Here is a 20,782-nt window from a genome sequence, read left to right as displayed (position 1 = left end):
CTAATAAATCTGATCAAGAATATAATTACTTCGATTAATTAATGCAAGTTAATAAATAAGTTCAAGTGTTCTTAAATTTAACCGAGATAAAAAATTATGCCAATAAGTAAAATTGATTAGTAACTTATTGGCATATTTAATGATTACTGCACCCCATGCTGTCTGAACCATGTCAGCATCCGTTGCCAGCCGTCCTGCGCGGATTCCTGATGATAGCTGGGACGATAATCAGCGTTAAAAGCGTGACCCGCTTCGGGATAGACCACAATTTCGGATGTGGAATTCGCTGCCCGCAGCGCCTGACGCATGGTATCGACTGAATCCTGTGGAATACCGTCATCCATTCCCCCATACAAACCCAGTACCGGCGCGGTCAGATCAAGGGCAATATCAACCGGCTGTTTCTGTTGCAGCATGGTTTTTTCACCAACCAGTTTGCCATACCAGGCAACACCCGCTTTCAACTGGGGATTATGTGCCGCATACAGCCAGGTAATGCGTCCCCCCCAGCAGAAGCCGGTTACCGCCATATTGCGCATATCGCCGCCGTGGCGTGACGCCCAGTTGGCAACGTGATCAAGATCGGCCAGTACCTGATTATCCGGAACCTTACTCACCAGCTCTTTGAGCAGCGTTGGAATATCGGAGTAAGCCGACGCATCGCCCTGGCGGAAATAGAGCTCCGGTGCTACTGCCATATACCCCTCCAGCGCCAGGCGTCGGCAAATGTCGCGAATGTGCTCATGCACACCAAAAATCTCCTGCACCACCAGAATGACCGGCAGGGGACCGCTGGCATTGCGCGGTTTGGCATAAAAAGCGGGCATGTTTTCGCCCTGCGTTGGAACAGACGTTTCTCCGGATTGAATTGCCTCACTGCCGGTAGTAATAGTGGTTGATGCGGCAGGAGATACGGCGGGAGCGAATCCATCTTTGCTCTTCATTTGAGTCATATTATCTTCGGTTTTCATTGTCCTCTCCGGGTATGCATTGGCGCAATCAGCTAACTATAGCCAGGATCCGTTTGGGGCTGTTCTGTTCATCTTTATCACTGACAAAAAGGTTTCCGAAAGGCTAAACAACGGAGGTGTCGCAGTGAACAGCACGTTTACGTGACTGCCATCACTTTTTTGTGCAGGGTTAATGTAATTTTCATGATGCATAGTGAGATTTCTCACACAATATCCGGTGAATTTCCGTTACTCTGCCGATTCTAATCCGCCACACTTTGCCGCAAAGGAGCCAGAAATGGCAAAATCAGACGTTTTTCACCTGGGTTTAACACAGGCAGATTTGCAGGGCGCCAGCCTGGCTATCGTGCCAGGCGATCCTGAACGGGTCAAAAAGATCGCTGTGCTGATGGATAATGCTGTACATCTGGCCTCACACCGCGAATTCACAACCTGGCGCGCGGAGATCGGGGGCAAAGCGGTTATCATCTGTTCAACCGGCATCGGCGGTCCTTCTACCTCCATCGCCGTTGAAGAACTTGCTCAACTGGGCGTGAGAACATTCCTGCGGGTTGGCACCACTGGCGCAATTCAACCTGGCATTAATGTCGGGGATGTGTTGGTTACCACCGGCTCAGTACGACTTGATGGAGCCAGTCAGCACTTTGCTCCGCTTGAGTTTCCTGCCGTTGCCGACTTCACCTGTACCACTGCGCTGGTTGAAGCGGCCAAAGCCGCAGGTGCGACAACCCATATTGGCATTACTGCCTCCTCTGATACCTTTTATCCGGGCCAGGAGCGTTATGACACCTTTTCCGGGCGCGTGGTCAGCCGCTTTCAGAACTCAATGAAAGAGTGGCAGCAGATGGGGGTGCTGAACTATGAAATGGAATCGGCCACCCTGCTGACGATGTGTGCCAGCCAGGGATTACGCGCCGGTATGGTCGCCGGGGTGATCGTTAATCGTACCCAGCAGGAAATTCCTGATGCGGAAATGATGAAAAAAACAGAAAGCGATGCGGTGCGTATTGTGGTTGATGCTGCCCGGCGCCTGATTTAGTTCACCTGCCAAGCGCAGCCTGCTATAGCCTGCGCTCATATCCCGAATACAATTCATGCACTCTGTCTGACATCTGAGAAATTATGTGATTGTTGGTCAGATATTGCTGGTGGTTATTGTCATTTTATGGCGAACTTCAGTCACTTTTATTTTTCTTCGTGCTGGCTCGCAAATTTCAATGTAATCGCTTTCTGAATGATTTCATTGCGTTTTTTATCTGGACATTTATACAGTATCACTCTACCTTTCCCGAGGATAATCAGATGCGGGAGGAAATAGCGTGGATGCAACAATCGTTTACGGTGTCTGTATCGCTGTGGCAGGCCTGCTGGTGGGATGGTTAATTGCCTGGTTCAGAAGCCAGCAACTGTCGGCCAGGCAGGAAACAGAACGGCAACTGTTGCAACAGTCTTCTGAACAGCTGCATCAGGATCGTCAGCGTCTGGTACAGCAGCTGGAGAGCCAGCAGCAGCAGCAAAAACAGAACGAGCTGGAGTTACGGCAGCTTTATGGTTCGCTTTCTGCCGCGCAGGAAAAACTGCAACATCTGGACCACTGGCGTAGTGAGGCCGAACAGCTGACCCGTGAATTGCGCAACCAGCTGGAGATCAACAGTGCCCAGGAGGCCGAACTTCGCGAAGTCACCATCCGTCTGGAAGAAACTCGTATGGCGGCAGAGGAGAAGCAGCGTCTGCTGACTAACAGTGAACAGCGCCTGAATGCGCAGTTCGAGAACCTTGCTAACCGTATCTTTGAAAACAGTGGGCGTCGGGTAGATGAACAAAATCGTCAGAGCCTGAACGGACTGATTGCTCCTTTGCGTGAACAACTGGAAGGCTTTCGCCGCCAGGTACAGGAAGGCTTTGGGCAGGAAGCGCGTGAACGCCATACGCTTTCCCATGAAATTCGCAACCTGCAACAACTGAACGCGCAGATGGCACAGGAGGCGATTAACCTCACTAAGGCGCTGAAAGGCGACAACAAAACGCAGGGTAACTGGGGGGAAGTGGTTCTCAGTCGGGTGCTGGAGGCCTCCGGACTGCGTGAAGGTCATGAATATGAGACACAGGTTACCGTGCAACTTGAACAGCATGGCCGTATGCAACCCGATGTCATCGTTCGTCTGCCGCAAGGTAAGGATGTGGTCATTGATGCAAAAATGACGCTGGTTGCTTATGAACGTTATTTTAATGCTGACGACGATGCCACAAGAGAAGTGGCAATCGGTGAACATATTGCTGCGATTCGCAACCATTTGCGTCTGCTGAGCCGAAAAGATTATCAACAGCTACCCGGATTGCGCTCGCTGGATTATGTACTGATGTTTATTCCGGTTGAACCGGCCTTTTTGCTGGCAATAGACAGGCAGCCAGAACTAATCAGTGAGGCGCTTAATCAGAATATCATGCTGGTCAGCCCGACCACGCTTCTGGTGGCGCTTCGCACTATTAACAACCTGTGGCGTTATGAGCATCAAAGCCGCCATGCTCAGCGTATTGCAGACCGGGCGGCCAGGCTCTATGACAAAATGCGACTCTTTGTTGATGATATGTCAGCGATGGGACAAAACCTCGACCGGGCACAGGACAGCTACCGACAGGCGATGAAAAAGTTGAGTGAAGGGCGAGGTAATCTGATAGCCCAGACCGAAAGTTTCCGTCAGTTGGGCGTGGAAGTTAAACGTCCAATTAATCCCCGCATGGTTGAGCAGGCGATGCCGGAAGAGGGCGAAGAAGCTGAAGATGATGAAAATCTTCATTTGTCGGTATCAGGCACAACCCGTGCTTCGCCACGGGTGGATCAATAAGCGGCAAGGCCGTGCCTGGCCTGCCGGACTCTGATACACTTGGCAGAATATTGATTGCAGAGCAGGCAAAACAAATGGCAGATGAATCAAAGGATACCACCCATTTTGGCTATCGCACCGTAGCGAAAAGCGACAAGGCTGAAATGGTCGCTGACGTTTTCCATTCCGTTGCGGCTAAATATGACCTGATGAACGATTTGATGTCATTCGGGATTCATCGGATCTGGAAACGTTTTACTATCGACTGTAGCGGTGTACGCCGTGGCCAGCGTGTGCTCGACCTTGCCGGGGGTACTGGCGATCTGACAGCAAAATTCTCGCGTCTGGTCGGTGAGACTGGCGAAGTTGTGCTGGCTGACATCAACAGCTCAATGCTTAAAGTTGGCCGTGAAAAGCTGCGCAATAAGGGCATTATTGGCAACGTCAGTTATGTTCAGGCAAACGCTGAGGCACTGCCGTTTCCGGATAACTATTTTGACTGCATTACCATCGCTTTTGGTTTGAGAAATGTCACCGAGAAAGAAAAGGCGCTGGCCTCAATGTTCCGTGTGCTCAAACCGGGTGGGCGTCTTCTGGTGCTGGAATTCTCCAAACCGTTGCTGGCTCCACTCAACAAAGCTTATGACGCCTACTCTTTTCATGTACTGCCGCGTATTGGCGAGTGGGTGGCAAAAGATTCTGAAAGCTATCGTTATCTGGCAGAGTCGATCCGTATGCATCCGGATCAGGAGACGCTCAAGCAGATGATGGACGATGTTGGGTTCGAAAATACCACCTATTCCAATCTCACTGGTGGCATCGTAGCGCTGCACCGTGGGTTCAAGTTCTAAACAGGAAAGCGCATGACTTTGACGCCGCTATTAACTGCGGGGCTGGAAACGGCACTGAACCGGGTTTTATACCGTGATCGCGGCCTGAAAGCGGCGCGTCAACGGCTTACAGGTAAAAGTCTGGCGATCGAGCTGGCTGAACTGGCTCAGCCAGTTATCTTAATCTTTGGTGAAAAACAGCTCGATGTAATGGGCGAATGGCACGACGCGCCTGATTGTCTGGTGAAAACCCGTTTAAGCACATTGCACAAATTGCGGGATCGTCAACTGTTAACCAGTATGCTGCGCAGTGGCGAGCTGGAAGTCGAAGGGGATTTGCAGGTTGTACAGCAGTTTTCTGCCCTGATTGACCTTGCTGAACTTGAGCCGGCTGAATATCTGGCTCCGTGGATTGGCGATATTGCGGCCCAGGGAATCGGCCAGTTTGCCCGCAAGGGGATGCAGCTCTTTCGCCTTAATCTTACGCGTAAGCAGGGGTATATCAGCCAGGCACTGACCGAAGAGTGGCGAATGGCGCCTGGCGGACTTGAGCTGGCCTGGTTTGCCGAAGAAGTTGATGCGACTGCCGCTCATCTGACTGCCCTGCAAAGTCGACTTGAAGCACTGGAGGGAAAATGACCTTCGGAGAATTGCGGCGCCTCTATTTTATTATTCGTGTTTTTCTTAGCTACGGTCTTGATGAGCTGATCCCTAAAACCCGGCTCACTATACCTGTCAGGCTGTGGCGCAAGTGTCTGTTCTGGATGCCAAACAGACACAAAAAACAGCCGCTCGGTGAGCGTTTGCGGCTGGCGCTGGAACAGCTGGGTCCGGTATGGATTAAGTTTGGACAGATGATGTCGACCCGGCGTGACCTTTTTCCGCCGCACATTGCCGATCAGCTGGCTATGCTACAGGATCGTGTTGCGCCATTCGATGGTGTAAAGGCCAGGCAACAGATCGAACTGTCGCTTGGATGTCCGCTGGAAAAGTTTTTTGATGACTTTGTCATCACCCCGTTGGCTTCCGCTTCTATTGCCCAGGTTCACACTGCCACTCTGAAAGAAAATGGGAGACAGGTGGTCATTAAGGTGATTCGTCCGGATATATTGCCGGTGATTAAAGCGGACATGAAGCTGATCAAACGGATGGCGCGCTGGGTTCCCAGACTTTTACCCGATGGCCGTCGTCTGCGCCCGCAGGAAGTTGTTGCCGATTATGAAAAAACACTGATTGATGAGCTGAACCTGTTACGTGAAGCGGCAAATGCTATCCAGCTGCGTCGCAATTTTGATAACAACAAGATGCTCTACATTCCGGAAATTTTTTCTGATTATTGCAGCGAAACCATGCTGGTGATGGAGCGCATCTACGGTATTCCCGTTAATGATGTGGTGCAGCTTGAACAGCATGGGGTCAACATGAAACTGCTGGCAGAACGTGGCGTTCAGGTGTTCTTCACTCAGGTGTTTCGCGACAGTTTTTTTCATGCAGATATGCATCCCGGCAATATTTTTGTCAGCTATGAACATCCGGAAGATCCTCAGTATATCGGCATTGACTGTGGCATTGTTGGTTCTCTGAATAAGGGCGACAAACGCTATCTTGCTGAGAACTTCATCGCTTTCTTTAACCGCGACTATCGCAAAGTGGCGGAACTGCATGTGGATTCCGGTTGGGTACCACCCGATACCAATGTCGAAGATTTTGAATTTGCTATCCGCACGGTGTGTGAGCCTATCTTCGAAAAACCGCTTGCGGAAATCTCCTTCGGCCACGTATTGCTGAACCTGTTCAACACTGCGCGTCGCTTTAATATGGAAGTTCAGCCACAGTTGGTTCTCCTTCAGAAAACATTGCTGTATGTTGAAGGCGTTGGGCGGCAGTTGTATCCGCAGCTTGATTTGTGGAAAACCGCAAAGCCATTCCTTGAGGACTGGATCAAAGATCAGATCGGTATTCCGGCCATTGTGCGGGCATTAAAGGAAAAGGCACCATTCTGGGCAGAAAAATTGCCTGAACTACCCGAGCTGTTTTATGACAGCCTCCGTCAGCACAAACATTTGCAGCACAGCGTTGATAAACTGGCCAGCGATCTGAAAGGGGAGCGCGTCAGACAGCATCAGTCACGCTATCTGTTTGGTGTTGGTGCGACACTGTTACTGAGCGGCACGGCTATTCTTTTAACCCGACCACAATGGGACCTCATCTCTGCGGGGATGATCGCAGCAGGGCTGGTAACATGGCTGGTGGGATGGCAAAAGACTGTCTGAAAGTGGTCTACGGGGAATGGTCAGTAGAAACGGTCGTTTGATTTTTTTATCGGCAGCGATAGCGCGACAGCATACAGGTATCGCTGACATTACAACGAATTATCAGAGGTGAAACATGGGCGGTATCAGCATCTGGCAATTGTTAATTATTGCGGTAATTGTTGTTCTTCTTTTCGGTACAAATAAGTTACGGACACTGGGTTCCGATCTCGGTTCTTCGATCAAAGGCTTCAAAAAGGCGATGAGCGATGACGATGAGAAAGAAAAAAATCATGCTAATGATGCGGACTTCAATGCCAGGCTGGCTGACCAGAAGCCCGCAGATGCGTCGAAAGAAGAATCCAGAAACGACAAGGTATAAACCGTGTTCGATATAGGCTTTAGTGAACTGATATTGGTGTTCGTTATCGGGCTTGTCGTTCTCGGACCCCAGCGCCTGCCTGTGGCGGTCAGAACCGTAGTGGGTTGGATTCGCGCGATGCGCTCACTGGCGGCTAACGTTCAGAATGAGCTGGCTCAGGAACTTAAATTGCAGGAGTTACAGGACAGCCTGAAGAAAGTTGAAGAGGCCAGTAAAAACAGTCTGACGCCAGAACTGAAGGCTTCGATGGAAGAACTCAAGCAGTCGGCTGCATCGATGAAGCGCTCTTATCTGGGTGAAAACGAAAAAGCCGATGATGAAGCACATACTATCCATAATCCACTGGTGAAAAATCCTGCGGATGCTCATGATGGCGCGACACCAGCCACTGCCGATCATCAGGCCAGTTCGCCCGTTCAGGCCCCCTTAGCCTCTGAGCATCCACAAGCTGGTTTATCCTCTGCTGCTGTTCAGCCGTCCGATCAGCTATCGGCCTCTCAACCTCTGACAGAGGAGCCTGCGCCTGTAGTCCATGTCTCTCAGGCTGCCAGCCCTCCGGTGGTTAAAACGACATCGGCGGTCAGTGACACTGAACCGGTGACGACAGTGAGTGCTACAACGTCGATTCTTTCCAGCCGTGCTCCTGTTTCCACCACTCAACCAGGAGAGCAACGTTAAACATGGCTGTTGAAGATACCCAACCGCTGATCAGTCATCTGATTGAACTCCGTAAGCGGCTGTTGAACTGTATTATCGCCGTTGTGGCGATATTTCTTTGTCTTGCCTATTTTTCTAACGATATTTATCACCTGATCGCTGCACCGCTAATCAGTCAGATGCCCGCCGGGGCAAGTATGATTGCAACGGATGTTGCCTCGCCGTTCTTTACGCCAGTTAAATTGACGATGATCGTTTCGGTATTCCTTGCGGTGCCGGTGATCCTTCATCAGATTTGGGCATTTGTCGCACCTGCCCTGTACCGTCATGAGCGTCGGCTGGTGATGCCATTACTGTTTTCCAGTTCTTTCCTATTCTATCTGGGGATGGCCTTCGCCTACTTTGTTGTTTTCCCCCTGGCCTTTGGCTTTTTTGCCAAAACGGCTCCACAGGGTGTCCAGATCGCCACTGACATTAACAAATATCTCGATTTTGTTATGACCTTGTTTATGGCGTTTGGTGTTTCTTTTGAAGTTCCGGTGGCGATTGTGCTGCTGTGCTGGACAGGGGTAACCGGTCCTGAAGAGCTGAAAAAGAAGCGTCCTTACGTTCTGGTTGGGGCTTTCGTTGTAGGTATGTTGCTGACGCCTCCGGATGTTTTCTCCCAAACGCTGCTGGCCATTCCGATGTACTGCCTGTTTGAAGTGGGGGTGTTTTTCTCCCGTTTTTATGTGGGCAAGGGGCGCGAAAATGATGAAAAGGAAGAATCCGGAACAGAATAGCTACGCGTGAAATGCGCTTTGCGTTCAGTTGAAGTGAATTAACCGCCCGAAAGGGCGGTTACCGTCTGGAACACGTTATGTTTGATATAGGGGTTAACCTGACCAGCACGCAGTTTGCGAAAGATCGCGACAGGGTCGTTAAACGTGCAAAAGAGGCTGGCGTGACCGGCTTATTGATCACCGGTACTAATGCACTGGAGAGTCAGCAGGCACAAAGCCTGGCTGCCCGTAGTCCGGGGTATTGCTGGTCGACTGCGGGAGTACATCCTCACCATGCCAGTGAATGGTCGGCCGAAACAGCGGCGACGCTAAAACGCCTGGCTGAAAGCCCGCAGGTTGTGGCAATCGGTGAATGTGGCCTGGATTTCAACCGTAATGTTTCCGATCCCGATCAGCAGGCTTACGCCTTTAACGCGCAGCTGGAGCTGGCTGCCGAACTGAGTTTGCCCGTATTTCTCCATTGCCGTGAAGCTCATGAACGCTTTATGGCTATTCTCACCCCCTGGCTACCTGAACTCAGCGGCGCGGTTGTCCACTGTTTTACTGGCACAAAAACCGAGCTCGAAGCTTGTCTGGCAGCAGGTTTATCCATTGGGATCACCGGCTGGGTATGCGATGAACGTCGCGGGCAGGAACTGCGTGAGCTGGTGCATTTGATCCCGGCGAACCGGTTGCTGTTGGAAACCGATGCGCCCTATCTTATACCGCGTGATCTGCGTCCCCGTCCTCCTTCCCGACGTAATGAACCCTGTTTTCTGCCGCATATTGTCGGGCAGGTTGCAGCATTACGGGGAGAAGAGGCATCAGACCTTGGACGGCAGAGCGAGAGTAATGCCAGGATGCTGTTCAGGCTGGGTGAGCAGCCTGCTTAAGCATCAATGGCGGTGGGGAATCTTTCAGATTTTCTGGAACTGTTTGTTGTCCAGACTACGTACTATCTGTTTGTTAAGCAGCTTCAGCAACAGCATTGAGCGTGCTTCACCGTCAGGTTCAGTGAAAATGGCTTTCAGCCCTTCAAAAGCTCCCGCCGTAATGACGACCTGATCGCCGGGCTGTGGAAGGTCCGGATCGTCCAGCGTTTCGGTTCTTTCCGTCTGTAAAGCGGCAATGACATCCTCTGGTACAGTGGCTGGCAGGTTGCCAAAGCGTACAAAATGACTCACGCCTCTGGTTGCACTGATCGTGGTGGTGTGAATGGCTTCGGGATCGAACTCAATAAACAGATAGTTGGGGAACAGGGGTTCACTCACCTGGGTGCGTTTTCCCCGGACCAGTTTCTCTATCGCAATCATTGGGCTGAGACAATGCACTGCCTGGCGTTCAAGGTGTTCTTTGGCGCGAAGCAACTGACCACGTTTGCAATAAAGTAAGTACCAGGATTCCATAACGTCACTTTACAATTTCAGGGGCAGTAAGAATAACAAAATTGATACAAGAGTTATAGCGGCATCCCTGTCAGACGCGGTACTCAGGCTTACTTCAACAGCAGAACCAGAATGCTCTACAGGCAGTTTGCTCTGTTTGCCGGGAGAGTTATTGGTATCAATTGTAACTTTTTCTGGCAAAATGACTGCATTCCGGCCCATGATGCAGCGAAAAATTAAGCATCCTGTGACAATCCTCCTTATAATGGCCGATTCACTGACCGTATTGATGAGAAGTCATGAAATACCACGACTTACGCGACTTTATTTCTCTGTTGGAACAGCGCGGAGAATTAAAACGTATCACCATGGAGATCGATACCGATCTTGAGATGACGGAGATTGCCGACCGCACTCTGCGAGCTGGTGGTCCTGCGCTGTTATTCGAAAACCCCAAAGGCCACTCTATGCCTGTGCTTTGTAACCTGTTTGGTACGCCGCAGCGGGTTGCTCTGGGTATGGGACAGGAAGAGGTTAGCGCGCTTCGCGATGTGGGCAGGCTGCTGGCCTTTTTGAAAGAGCCTGAACCGCCGCGTGGATTCCGTGATTTTTTCGATAAAATGCCGCAGTGGAAACAGGTATTAAATATGCCTACCAAACGTCTGCGGGATGCGCCGTGTCAACAGCAAATCTGGCAGGGGGATGAGGTTGATTTGTCCCGAATTCCGGTGATGAAGTGCTGGCCTGAAGATGCGGCACCCCTGATTACCTGGGGACTGACGGTGACCAGGGGGCCGCATAAAGAACGGCAAAACCTTGGGATTTATCGCCAGCAGGTGACAGGCAAGAACAAGCTGATTATGCGCTGGTTATCGCATCGGGGTGGTGCGCTGGATTTTCAGGAGTGGTCCCAGCAACGTCCCGGTGAACGTTTTCCGGTTGCGGTGGCGCTGGGGGCAGACCCGGCAACCATTCTTGGCGCGGTTACGCCAGTGCCAGACACACTGTCAGAATACGCTTTCGCCGGATTACTGCGCGGTACTAAAACCGAGGTGGTAAAGTGCATCTCTAACGATCTGGAAGTTCCGGCCAGCGCCGAAATTGTGCTGGAAGGCTATATTGAGGCGGGGGAAATGGCAGCGGAAGGTCCCTATGGTGACCATACAGGTTACTATAATGAGGTGGATAACTTCCCGGTATTTACCGTGACCCATATTACTCAGCGTCGTGATGCCATCTATCATTCAACCTATACTGGCCGTCCACCGGATGAGCCTGCGGTGCTGGGGGTGGCGTTAAATGAGGTGTTTGTACCGATACTGCAAAAGCAGTTTCCTGAAATTGTTGATTTCTATCTGCCGCCGGAAGGTTGCTCATATCGACTGGCGGTGGTGACGATGAAAAAGCAGTATGCTGGTCACGCTAAACGCGTGATGATGGGCGTCTGGTCTTTTCTTCGTCAGTTTATGTATACCAAGTTTGTTATCGTCTGCGATGATGATGTAAATGCTCGTGACTGGAATGACGTGATTTGGGCAATAACTACCCGCATGGATCCGGCCAGAGATACCGTTCTGGTTGAAAATACGCCGATTGATTATCTAGATTTTGCTTCGCCGGTTTCAGGTCTGGGTTCAAAGATGGGCCTGGACGCCACGAACAAATGGCCGGGTGAAACTCAGCGCGAATGGGGACGGCCAATCCGCAAAGATCCGGCCGTGACTAAGCGCATCGATGAAATCTGGGATCAATTAGGTATATTCAGTGACTCGTCCGGACGCAACACGGCGTCTGGCAAATAAATGTTCGACCCGACAGAGAGAACGCATGACAACGTTAAGCTGTAAAGTGATCTCGGTAGAGACGATTACCGAAACTGTTTACCGGGTGCGCATGGTGCCGGAAGCTGACTTCAGTTTCCGGGCCGGTCAGTACCTGATGGTAGTGATGGATGAGCGGGATAAACGACCGTTTTCTCTGGCCTCCACGCCAATGGAAAAGGATATCATTGAGCTGCATATTGGTGCTTCAGAGCTTAATCTTTACGCGATGGCGGTAATGGAACGTATCCAGCAGCAGCGCAGCATTACCGTGGATATTCCCCATGGTGATGCCTGGCTGAGGGAAGAAAGCAGCCGTCCGTTGATCCTGGTCGCAGGTGGGACGGGCTTTTCGTATGCGCGTTCAATCCTGTTAACGGCGCTGTCACAGCAGCCGGATCGTAATATTGCGCTGTACTGGGGCGGTCGCGAACTGAAGCACCTTTATGATCTTGAGGAGCTGAATGCGCTGGCGGTGAAACATCCCAACCTGAAAATTATTCCGGTTGTCGAACAACCTGAGCCAGACTGGCAAGGCCGCAGCGGTACAGTGTTAACGGCAGTGATGAATGATTATGGTAGCCTCAGCGAGCACGATATTTATCTCGCCGGACGTTTCGAGATGGCAAAAATTGCCCGTGAACGTTTTTGCGCAGAACGTGGCGCGAAAGTCGATCAGATGTACAGCGATGCTTTCGCTTTTATCTGAAAGACCAGGGGGCAGAAAGCACTCTGCCCCCGATCACAAAACCGCCCCTGACAGGCGGGAAAAATAGCAGTCAGACTTCCAGCACAACCTTTCAGACTCTCTCAAAAACAGTGGCAATCCCCTGACCCAGACCAATACACATGGTTGCCAGGCCAAAGTGAGCGTCGCGCTGTTCTAAAAGATTCAGTAACGTGGTACTGATCCGTGCACCCGAGCATCCCAGTGGGTGGCCCAGCGCAATCGCGCCACCATTAAGATTCACCTTCTCATCCAGTTTTTCCATCAGCCCCAGGTCCTTAATGCAGGGCAGTGTTTGTGCCGCGAAGGCTTCGTTCAGTTCAAATATATCGATATCACTGACGCTCAATCCGGCTTTTTGCAATGCCAGTTTTGAGGCTGGCACCGGACCATATCCCATGATGGAAGGATCGCAGCCGACAACCGCCATAGCGCGAATATAAGCTCGCGGCCTGAGGCCGAGCCTACTGGCGTGCGATTCACTCATCACCAGCATGGCGGCAGCACCATCTGATAGTGCTGATGAACTGGCAGCGGTCACTGTGCCATTCAGCGGATCAAAGGCAGGGCGTAACGCCGCCAGTCCCTGGACGGTGGTGTCCGGGCGAATCACTTCATCGAAATCATAACGCCTGAGTACACCCTCTACATCGTGTCCGCTGGTGGCAATAATTTCACTGGCGAAATGGCCGGACTGAGTGGCTGCCCAGGCTCGCTGGTGTGAGCGGGCGGCGAACTGATCCTGCATTTCACGGCTGATATTGTGCATTTTCGCCAGCATTTCAGCTGTCAGGCCCATCATCCCGGCAGCTTTGGCAACGGTCCGGCTGAGGCCAGGATGAAAATCGACGCCGTGATTCATCGGAACATGGCCCATATGCTCCACGCCACCGACCAGGCAGGCACTGGCATCGCCCACCATGATGGCTCTTGCTGCATCATGCAACGCCTGCATCGATGAGCCACAAAGCCGGTTAACAGTAGTGGCTGGCACATGATGCGGAATCTCTGCCAGCAGAGCGGCATTGCGGGCAATATTAAATCCCTGTTCCAGCGTCTGCTGCACGCATCCCCACCAGATGTCGTCCAGCTTTTCTGCTGTCAGAGCAGGATTACGGCTCAGCAGGCTGCGCATCAGATGAGCAGAGAGGTCTTCGGCACGGACATGGCGGAACGCTCCGCCTTTTGAACGGCCCATCGGCGTGCGTACTGCATCAATAATGACCACTTTTTCCATTCTTTTACCCTCACGCCGTTTTAGTCGTGACATCGCCATGCGGCGTTGCCTGGGGATACCAGCTTTCATTGCATTGCGCTTTATCCCGCAGGCTGACGGGCGGAAGATAAAGTGTGCCCGTCTGGCTGTAAGATTCTGCCAGGCGCAGGAAGCTGGCGTTGCCCAGCGTATCGAGGTAGCGGAATACGCCCCCCCGGAAAGGTGGAAAACCCAGTCCGTAAACCAGTGCCATATCGGCTTCGGCAGGCGAGGCAATAATCTTTTCTTCAAGGCAACGAATGACTTCGTTGACCATCGGGATCATCATGCGGGCGATGATTTCATCATCACTGAACACTCTGGATGGCTGACAGACAGTGCGTAGCAGATCGTCTGTAGCTGAATCGGCCACTTTTTTTGGCTTACCTTTGTCCGTTTCCCACCGATAAAAGCCAAGCTGATTTTTTTGTCCGTAGCGTCCGGCGGCAAAGAGTACGTCAATCGCATCACGACAGGTTTTTTTCATTCTTTCCGGAAAACCTTCCTCCATAACCCTTTGTGCATGGTGAGCGGTATCAATGCCCACCACGTCCAACAGCCAGGCGGGCCCCATCGGCCAGCCAAACTGTTTTTCCATCACTTTATCCACCTGACGATAGTCTGCACCGTCGCGCAGTAGCAGACTGAAGCCGGCAAAGTAGGGAAACAGCACCCGGTTGACGAAAAAACCGGGGCAGTCATTGACTACAATGGGGGTTTTTCCCATCTGACTGGCCCAGGCCACCACCTTTGCCAGAGTACTCTCTGAGGTTTTTTCGCCCCGAATGATTTCAACCAGCGGCATACGGTGTACCGGGTTAAAGAAGTGCATGCCGCAGAAATTTTCCGGGCGTTGAAGCGCCCCGGCAAGTCTGTTGATGGGGATAGTTGAGGTGTTGGAGGCGAGAATCGCATCCTGACGCAAACAGGCCTCGGTTTCGGCCAGAACCCCGGCTTTCACCGTGGGGTTTTCCACCACGGCTTCCACCACCATATCCACCTGCTCGAAGCCTGCATAGTGGAGCGTCGGCTGGATGGCGCTCATTACGCCTGCCAGCTTCATGCCGTCAATTTTGCCACGCTCCAGTTGCCTGTTAAGCAGCTTAGCCGCCTCATTCATTCCCAGGGTGAGTGACTCCGGCCTGATATCTTTCATTATCACCGGCACCCCTTTCCATGCTGACTGATATGCAATGCCGCCACCCATAATCCCGGCTCCCAATACCGCGACCTGCCGTGGTGTTGCCACCTCACGGATCATTTTTTTTGCTTTGGCTTTTATCAACTGATCGTTGAGAAAAATGCCGACCAGCGCTCTGGCCTCATCAGAGCGTGCCAGTGGTACAAAAGCCTGCGTTTCCAGCCGCAGGGCTTCGTTACGATTAAGGTGTGCGGCGGCTTCAATCGTTTTTACCGCAATCAGAGGGGCCGGATAATGTTTACCCACCGTTTGTAAAACCATGCCTTTGGCAACGTTGAAACTCATTGCGGCTTCGATTTTGCTCAGTTTAAGCGGTTGTTGCTTAAGATGGCGTCGGGCGCGCCAGTCCTGTTTGCCTTCAACTGCCTCAAGCAGGATTTTCATACCGGCATCGCGCAGTTTGTCAGCGGCGACTACGGCATCAACCAGACCGATTGCCAGCGCTTTTGCTGCATCCACATCTTTCCCACCCGCAATAATTTCCAGCGCACTGTCTGCACCAAGCAAGCGAGGTAAACGTACCGAACCGCCAAAGCCAGGCATAATCCCCAATTTGGTTTCAGGCAGGCCTATCCGTGCATCCGCTGTTGCGATGCGAAAATCTGTTGCCAGCACACATTCACACCCGCCGCCAAGGGCATAGCCGTTGATGGCAGAAAGGGTCGGGACAGGTAAATCCTCAAGGCGATTGAATATGTCGTTAGCAAAATTGAGCCATTGGGTGAGTTTTTCTGCCGGGGCAGCAAACAGCGAGAGAAATTCCGTGATATCAGCCCCGACGATAAAAGCCGGTTTACCTGAGCTGAGCAGTAGCCCTTTCAGTTCTGATTGCTGTTCGAGCACGGAAATCGCTTCACCCAGGCTGGCAACAGTTTGGGTGTCCAGTTTATTGACCGGGCCGCTGGTATCGAAGACCAGCTCAGCGATGCCCTGGTCCAGCCAGTTCAGAGTAAGCGTTTCGCTCTGGTAAAGCATGATAATCTCCTGAGGCCACGGTTAGGGGATCTGGTCGTACCAGATGAGCGAAAGTGTGGGATTATTGTTAATTATTTGCAAACAAGACTTTGCTTATTTGCAAACAAGATCACAGGTACGGCAAAACGTCATCGCCGTGATAAGATGCGCTCAGTTTGGTGTTAATGGAGGCATGTGATGGGATCGTTGGTCACGCTGTATCAGCAGCATATCGAAACGCTACAGGCGCGGGCGCGACAGGCCCTGGCCCGCTTTCAACTGGATGCTGTATTGATCCACTACGGCGAGCTGCTGACGGCTTTTCTTGATGATCATGCCTACCCGTTCAAAGTGAATCCGCAGTTTAAGGCGTGGGTTCCGGTCACTTCCGTACCAAACTGCTGGTTGTGGACAGATGGTGTCAGTAAGCCTCAACTCTATTTCTGGTCGCCTGTGGACTACTGGCATAATGTCGAGCCGTTGCCGCAAAGCTTCTGGACGGATGAAATCGACATCATCCCGTTAAGAAATGCTGATGAGGCGGCCAGGCTTCTGCCCTCACGGCGGGAGAATGTGGCCTACATTGGTCCGGTAGCTGAACGCGCGACTCAGCTGGGTATTAAAGCCGGGCAGATCAACCCCAAAGGCTTGCTCGACTTCCTGCACTACCATCGTTCATACAAAACCGATTACGAGCTGTATTGTATGCGTGAAGCGCAAAAGAGTGCCGTTATCGGTCATCGTGCGGCAAAAGAAGCGTTTCTGTCTGGCCTGAGCGAGTTTGATATCAACAATGCTTACCTCAGTGCCACCGGACATCGTGACATTGATGTGCCCTATGGCAATATCATTGCGCTTAACGAACATGCGGCAGTGCTGCACTACACCAAACTTTCCCCTCTGCCACCCGAGGAAACCCACAGCTTCCTGATTGATGCCGGCGCTGAATATCATGGCTACGCAGCAGATTTAACACGCACTTATGCTGCTAAAAATGATAGTGAGTATGCCGAGCTAATCAGGGACATGAACGCAGAAGAGCTGGCGTTGATCGCTACACTTAAAGCCGGTGTGCGTTACACCGATTACCATCAGCAAATGCATCAGCGGATTGCCAGGCTACTGCTTAAGCATCAGTTGGTAAAAGGGCTGAGCGAAGAAGCGCTGGTGGCAGAAGATATTACCGGGCCCTTTATGCCGCATGGCGTTGGCCATCCGCTGGGATTGCAGGTGCATGATGTGGCTGGTTTCATGCAGGACGATCAGGGCACACATCTCGCTGCGCCGCAAAAATATCCTTATCTGCGATGTACTCGGGTGTTGGAGCCTCGCATGGTGCTGACCATCGAACCAGGAATCTATTTTATTGATTCACTGCTTGCCCCGTGGCGTGAAGGAAAATTCAGCCAGCACTTTGACTGGACACGTATCGCTGCGTTGAAGCCTTACGGCGGTATTCGTATCGAGGATAATGTCGTTATCCATCAGCACGGTGTGGAAAACATGACGCGGGATTTGAAGCTGGACTGATGGACGCTTATGACATCCCCGCAGAGCTGTTCAGTTTTAGTGAGGAAATCAAAAAAAGCCGTTTTATTACGCTGTTAGCCCACACTGAAGGCGTGGAGTCAGCGCGTGCCTTTGTGCAGCAGGTTAAAAGTGATCATCCTGCTGCGCGCCATCACTGTTGGGCATGGGTGGCAGGTTCACCTGCGGACTCTCAGCAACTGGGCTTCTCCGATGATGGCGAGCCCTCTGGCACAGCTGGAAAACCCATGCTGGCCCAGTTGATGGGAAATCATATCGGCGAAATCACTGCCGTGGTGGTTCGTTACTACGGGGGTATTCAGTTGGGCACCGGCGGCCTGGTAAAAGCTTATGGCGGGGGAGTGCAGCAGGCGCTGAAAGCGCTGCCTCGTTTGCAAAAAGTGCCGATGCTGACCTTTACACTGTGCTGCGACTACGCTCAATTGTCAGAGATAGAAAGAATGGTTGGCCGGTTCCACGGCCAGTTGCAGCACAGCGAATTTCTGCAATGCGTTTCGCTTACGCTGGCCTTACCTCATGCCTCGGTTGCCGGATTTACGCAAAATCTTACCGATTTCAGCAGAGGGGCTCTCCATCTGGTCCCGCTTAAATAACACTTTAATTGTCAGGAAAGGAACGGCTGCATGCATTTTCGTGCTATTACCCGCATTGTGGGTTTACTGGTCATTCTGTTTTCGGGAACGATGATCGTTCCCGGACTGGTGGCATTAATCTACCGTGACGGTGCCGGGCGAGCCTTTACTCAGACTTTTTTCATGGCGCTGCTGATCGGTTCTTTATTGTGGTGGCCAAATCGCAATCAGAAGCGTGATCTGAAACCGCGGGAAGGCTTTTTGATCGTGGTGCTATTCTGGACAGTGCTGGGCAGCGTGGGGGCAATGCCATTCATTTTTGCCGAGCATCCGAACCTGACGTTCACCGATGCTTTTTTTGAATCCTTTTCCGGGCTGACGACCACCGGTGCCACTACGTTAGTGGGACTGGATTCATTGCCTAAAGCGATTTTGTTTTATCGGCAAATGTTGCAGTGGCTCGGTGGCATGGGAATTATTGTGCTGGCCGTTGCTATCCTGCCGATCCTTGGGGTGGGGGGAATGCAACTCTATCGGGCGGAAATGCCGGGGCCGTTGAAGGATAACAAAATGCGCCCGCGTATTGCGGAAACGGCTAAAACGCTCTGGCTGATTTATGTATTACTGACCGTTGTCTGCGCACTCGCCCTGTGGCTGGCCGGGATGCCCTTGTTTGATGCCATTGGACACAGCTTCTCAACGATTGCGATTGGGGGGGTTTCCACCCATGATGCCAGTATCGGCTATTTCAACAGCCCCACTATTAACACTATTATCGCCGTCTTTCTGTTGATCTCTGGTTGTAATTATGGCCTCCACTTTTCGTTACTTAGCGGTAGAAACCTGCGGGTTTACTGGCGTGACCCGGAATTTCGCATGTTTATTGGCGTACAGTTTACGCTGGTCGTCATCTGTACCGTCGTGCTGTGGTTTCACAATGTTTACAGCAGTGGTATGCAAACAATCAATCAGGCTTTCTTTCAGGTTGTCTCAATGGCGACAACGGCTGGTTTTACCACCGACAGCATTGCGCGCTGGCCGCTATTTCTGCCAGTCCTCCTGCTTTGCTCAGCTTTTATTGGAGGCTGTGCGGGTTCCACAGGGGGGGGGTTAAAGGTTATCCGTATCCTGTTATTGTTCAAACAGGGGAACCGTGAACTGAAGCGTCTGGTCCATCCCAATGCGGTTTATACCATTAAGCTGGGACAGCGAGCCTTACCCGAAAGGATCCTTGAAGCGGTGTGGGGATTCTTCTCAGCCTATGCGTTGGTGTTCTTGTTAAGTATGCTGGCTATCATTGCCACGGGTGTGGATGATTTTTCGGCCTTTGCGGCCGTTGCCGCAACGCTTAACAATCTGGGACCAGGGTTAGGGGTGGTAGCGGATAATTTCACTACCATGAACGATACGGCGAAATGGATTTTGATTCTGACGATGCTTTTTGGTCGTCTGGAAGTCTTTACGCTGTTAGTCCTGTTCACGCCGACATTCTGGCGCGAATAACTTACATTGAGTGCTTATATGAAAGCGTTAATTCTGTATTCCAGCCGTGATGGCCAGACGCGTGAGATTGCTTCTTATATTGCTAATCAGCTTAAAGAGAAGCTGGAGTGCGATGTCTTTAACATTTTGCATGCCGGTAATATCGAGTGGAGTAAATACGATCGCGTGTTGATCGGAGCTTCAATTCGTTATGGTCATTTTCATTCTGAATTAATGGCGTTCATAAAATTGCATCTGGCTGAATTGCGTCAGCGTCCTTCTGGCTTCTTCTCCGTGAATTTGACTGCGCGTAAACCTGAAAAACGGACACCACAAACCAATGCTTACACACGTAAGTTTCTGCTGCAATCGCCGTGGCAGCCTGACTGTTGCACGGTGTTCGCAGGGGCATTACGTTACCCACGTTATGGTTTTTTTGACCGTGTGATGATCCAGATGATTATGCGCCTTACCGGCGGAGAAACGGATACGACTAAAGAAGTGGACTACACCGACTGGGATCAGGTTGGGCGCTTTGCCCATGAATTCGCTGCAATATCATGCAAAGTGCAGTAAAAAAACGCGTTTTGATGAAAAATGACGCTGTCGGTCATTTATTTGTAATAAAGCCTTGTCAGGCCCTGAAAACTCCCTATAATGCGCCACCACTGACACGGAACAGCGGCTGAGAAGCCAGCGGGTCAGGAGGTTCAGCAACGCTGAGCCGCCGGAGAAAACCTCTTAAAAAAGAAGTTGACTCTGAAGGAGGAGAGCGTAATATACGCCACCTCGCAACAGCAGCAGCGCTGCCGGTTGCACCGCTCTTTAACAATTTATCAGACAATCTGTGTGGGCACTCACAGGATTGATATCCGCATCTCCGGATGCAAAAAATATCAAGCCTCAGAGTGAACACGTAATTCATTACGGTTTTTCCTGAGCACCGCTTCACGAGTTGAAGCAAATCAGACTTTTAATTGAAGAGTTTGATCATGGCTCAGATTGAACGCTGGCGGCAGGCCTAACACATGCAAGTCGAACGGTAGCACAGAGGAGCTTGCTCCTTGGGTGACGAGTGGCGGACGGGTGAGTAATGTCTGGGAAACTGCCCGATGGAGGGGGATAACTACTGGAAACGGTAGCTAATACCGCATAACGTC

General features: G+C 51.5%; 19 protein-coding genes and 1 rRNA gene. 16 read left to right on the top strand and 4 right to left on the bottom strand.

What is annotated here, in order from left to right:
• Positions 1–143: 143 nt before the first annotated feature.
• The gene (locus BG55_RS14330) at positions 144–971 is read right to left on the bottom strand and encodes a dienelactone hydrolase family protein (protein WP_034938828.1); all 828 of its coding nucleotides are present in this window, start codon (positions 969–971) and stop codon (positions 144–146) included.
• Between the two features lie 277 nt (positions 972–1,248).
• On the opposite strand from BG55_RS14330, the gene udp reads away from it, so the two are divergent.
• The 9 genes from udp to tatD all read left to right on the top strand — a co-directional run bounded on the left by udp (position 1,249) and on the right by tatD (position 9,571).
• Positions 1,249–2,010, top strand: coding sequence for a uridine phosphorylase (udp, locus tag BG55_RS14325; protein ID WP_034938826.1), 762 nt, complete (start codon positions 1,249–1,251; stop codon positions 2,008–2,010).
• Positions 2,011–2,290: 280 nt separating this feature from the next.
• A complete protein-coding gene (gene rmuC / locus BG55_RS14320; protein ID WP_034938823.1) occupies positions 2,291–3,817 on the top strand; it encodes a DNA recombination protein RmuC in 1,527 nt (508 codons plus the stop codon).
• Between the two features lie 74 nt (positions 3,818–3,891).
• Entirely contained in the window at positions 3,892–4,647 is a 756-nt protein-coding gene (ubiE, locus tag BG55_RS14315) for a bifunctional demethylmenaquinone methyltransferase/2-methoxy-6-polyprenyl-1,4-benzoquinol methylase UbiE (RefSeq protein WP_034938822.1), read from the top strand.
• Between the two features lie 12 nt (positions 4,648–4,659).
• On the top strand, positions 4,660–5,265 hold the full coding sequence (gene ubiJ, locus BG55_RS14310; RefSeq protein WP_034938819.1) for a ubiquinone biosynthesis protein UbiJ: 606 nt from the start codon (positions 4,660–4,662) through the stop codon (positions 5,263–5,265).
• On the top strand, positions 5,262–6,899 hold the full coding sequence (gene ubiB / locus BG55_RS14305; protein WP_034938817.1) for a ubiquinone biosynthesis regulatory protein kinase UbiB: 1,638 nt from the start codon (positions 5,262–5,264) through the stop codon (positions 6,897–6,899). The genes ubiJ and ubiB overlap by 4 nt, the downstream gene beginning before the upstream one ends.
• A 115-nt stretch (positions 6,900–7,014) precedes the next feature.
• Complete coding sequence (gene tatE, locus BG55_RS14300) at positions 7,015–7,260, top strand: twin-arginine translocase subunit TatE (protein ID WP_034938814.1); 246 nt, start codon at positions 7,015–7,017, stop codon at positions 7,258–7,260.
• Positions 7,261–7,263: 3 nt separating this feature from the next.
• Positions 7,264–7,938: a Sec-independent protein translocase protein TatB gene (tatB, locus tag BG55_RS14295; protein WP_034938812.1), complete on the top strand. Its 675-nt coding sequence runs from the start codon at positions 7,264–7,266 to the stop codon at positions 7,936–7,938.
• Between the two features lie 2 nt (positions 7,939–7,940).
• Positions 7,941–8,699, top strand: coding sequence for a Sec-independent protein translocase subunit TatC (gene tatC, locus BG55_RS14290; protein WP_034938809.1), 759 nt, complete (start codon positions 7,941–7,943; stop codon positions 8,697–8,699).
• A gap of 77 nt (positions 8,700–8,776) precedes the next feature.
• Positions 8,777–9,571 (top strand): 3'-5' ssDNA/RNA exonuclease TatD, encoded by a 795-nt coding sequence (gene tatD / locus BG55_RS14285; RefSeq protein WP_034938806.1) that lies wholly within the window; start codon positions 8,777–8,779, stop codon positions 9,569–9,571.
• Positions 9,572–9,595: 24 nt separating this feature from the next.
• On the opposite strand, the gene rfaH is transcribed toward tatD, so the two are convergent.
• Positions 9,596–10,084 carry a transcription/translation regulatory transformer protein RfaH gene (rfaH, locus tag BG55_RS14280; protein WP_034938803.1) on the bottom strand — a complete coding sequence of 163 codons (489 nt, stop codon included), beginning with the start codon at positions 10,082–10,084 and terminating at the stop codon, positions 9,596–9,598.
• Between the two features lie 278 nt (positions 10,085–10,362).
• Here rfaH and ubiD point away from each other — a divergent pair, with 278 nt between their 5' ends.
• On the top strand, positions 10,363–11,865 hold the full coding sequence (gene ubiD, locus BG55_RS14275) for a 4-hydroxy-3-polyprenylbenzoate decarboxylase (RefSeq protein WP_034938801.1): 1,503 nt from the start codon (positions 10,363–10,365) through the stop codon (positions 11,863–11,865).
• A 25-nt stretch (positions 11,866–11,890) separates the two neighbouring features.
• Positions 11,891–12,592, top strand: a complete 702-nt coding sequence (fre, locus tag BG55_RS14270; RefSeq protein WP_034938798.1) for an NAD(P)H-flavin reductase — start codon at positions 11,891–11,893, stop codon at positions 12,590–12,592.
• A gap of 91 nt (positions 12,593–12,683) precedes the next feature.
• Here the strand turns inward: fre and fadA are convergent, their stop codons facing one another.
• Both fadA and fadB read right to left on the bottom strand, forming a co-directional pair.
• Positions 12,684–13,847: an acetyl-CoA C-acyltransferase FadA gene (fadA, locus tag BG55_RS14265; RefSeq protein WP_034938796.1), complete on the bottom strand. Its 1,164-nt coding sequence runs from the start codon at positions 13,845–13,847 to the stop codon at positions 12,684–12,686.
• A gap of 10 nt (positions 13,848–13,857) precedes the next feature.
• Complete coding sequence (gene fadB / locus BG55_RS14260; RefSeq protein ID WP_034938793.1) at positions 13,858–16,041, bottom strand: fatty acid oxidation complex subunit alpha FadB; 2,184 nt, start codon at positions 16,039–16,041, stop codon at positions 13,858–13,860.
• Between the two features lie 177 nt (positions 16,042–16,218).
• Here fadB and pepQ point away from each other — a divergent pair, with 177 nt between their 5' ends.
• The 5 genes from pepQ to BG55_RS14235 form a co-directional block, all read left to right on the top strand.
• Positions 16,219–17,550, top strand: coding sequence for a Xaa-Pro dipeptidase (gene pepQ / locus BG55_RS14255; RefSeq protein ID WP_034938791.1), 1,332 nt, complete (start codon positions 16,219–16,221; stop codon positions 17,548–17,550).
• Entirely contained in the window at positions 17,550–18,161 is a 612-nt protein-coding gene (locus BG55_RS14250; RefSeq protein WP_034938789.1) for an IMPACT family protein, read from the top strand. Before pepQ ends, BG55_RS14250 begins: the two co-directional genes overlap by 1 nt.
• Positions 18,162–18,191: 30 nt before the next feature.
• Positions 18,192–19,643: a Trk system potassium transporter TrkH gene (gene trkH, locus BG55_RS14245; RefSeq protein WP_034938786.1), complete on the top strand. Its 1,452-nt coding sequence runs from the start codon at positions 18,192–18,194 to the stop codon at positions 19,641–19,643.
• An 18-nt stretch (positions 19,644–19,661) separates the two neighbouring features.
• On the top strand, positions 19,662–20,198 hold the full coding sequence (gene hemG, locus BG55_RS14240) for a menaquinone-dependent protoporphyrinogen IX dehydrogenase (protein WP_034938783.1): 537 nt from the start codon (positions 19,662–19,664) through the stop codon (positions 20,196–20,198).
• Positions 20,199–20,596: 398 nt separating this feature from the next.
• Positions 20,597–20,782, top strand: a 16S ribosomal RNA gene (locus tag BG55_RS14235); the annotation flags it as partial.

It is taken from the genome of Erwinia mallotivora (genome assembly GCF_000590885.1).
Taxonomy (GTDB): domain Bacteria; phylum Pseudomonadota; class Gammaproteobacteria; order Enterobacterales; family Enterobacteriaceae; genus Erwinia; species Erwinia mallotivora.
The sequence above is the reverse complement of the archived record's forward strand: the minus strand, read 5'-3'. Positions and strand labels throughout refer to the sequence as shown.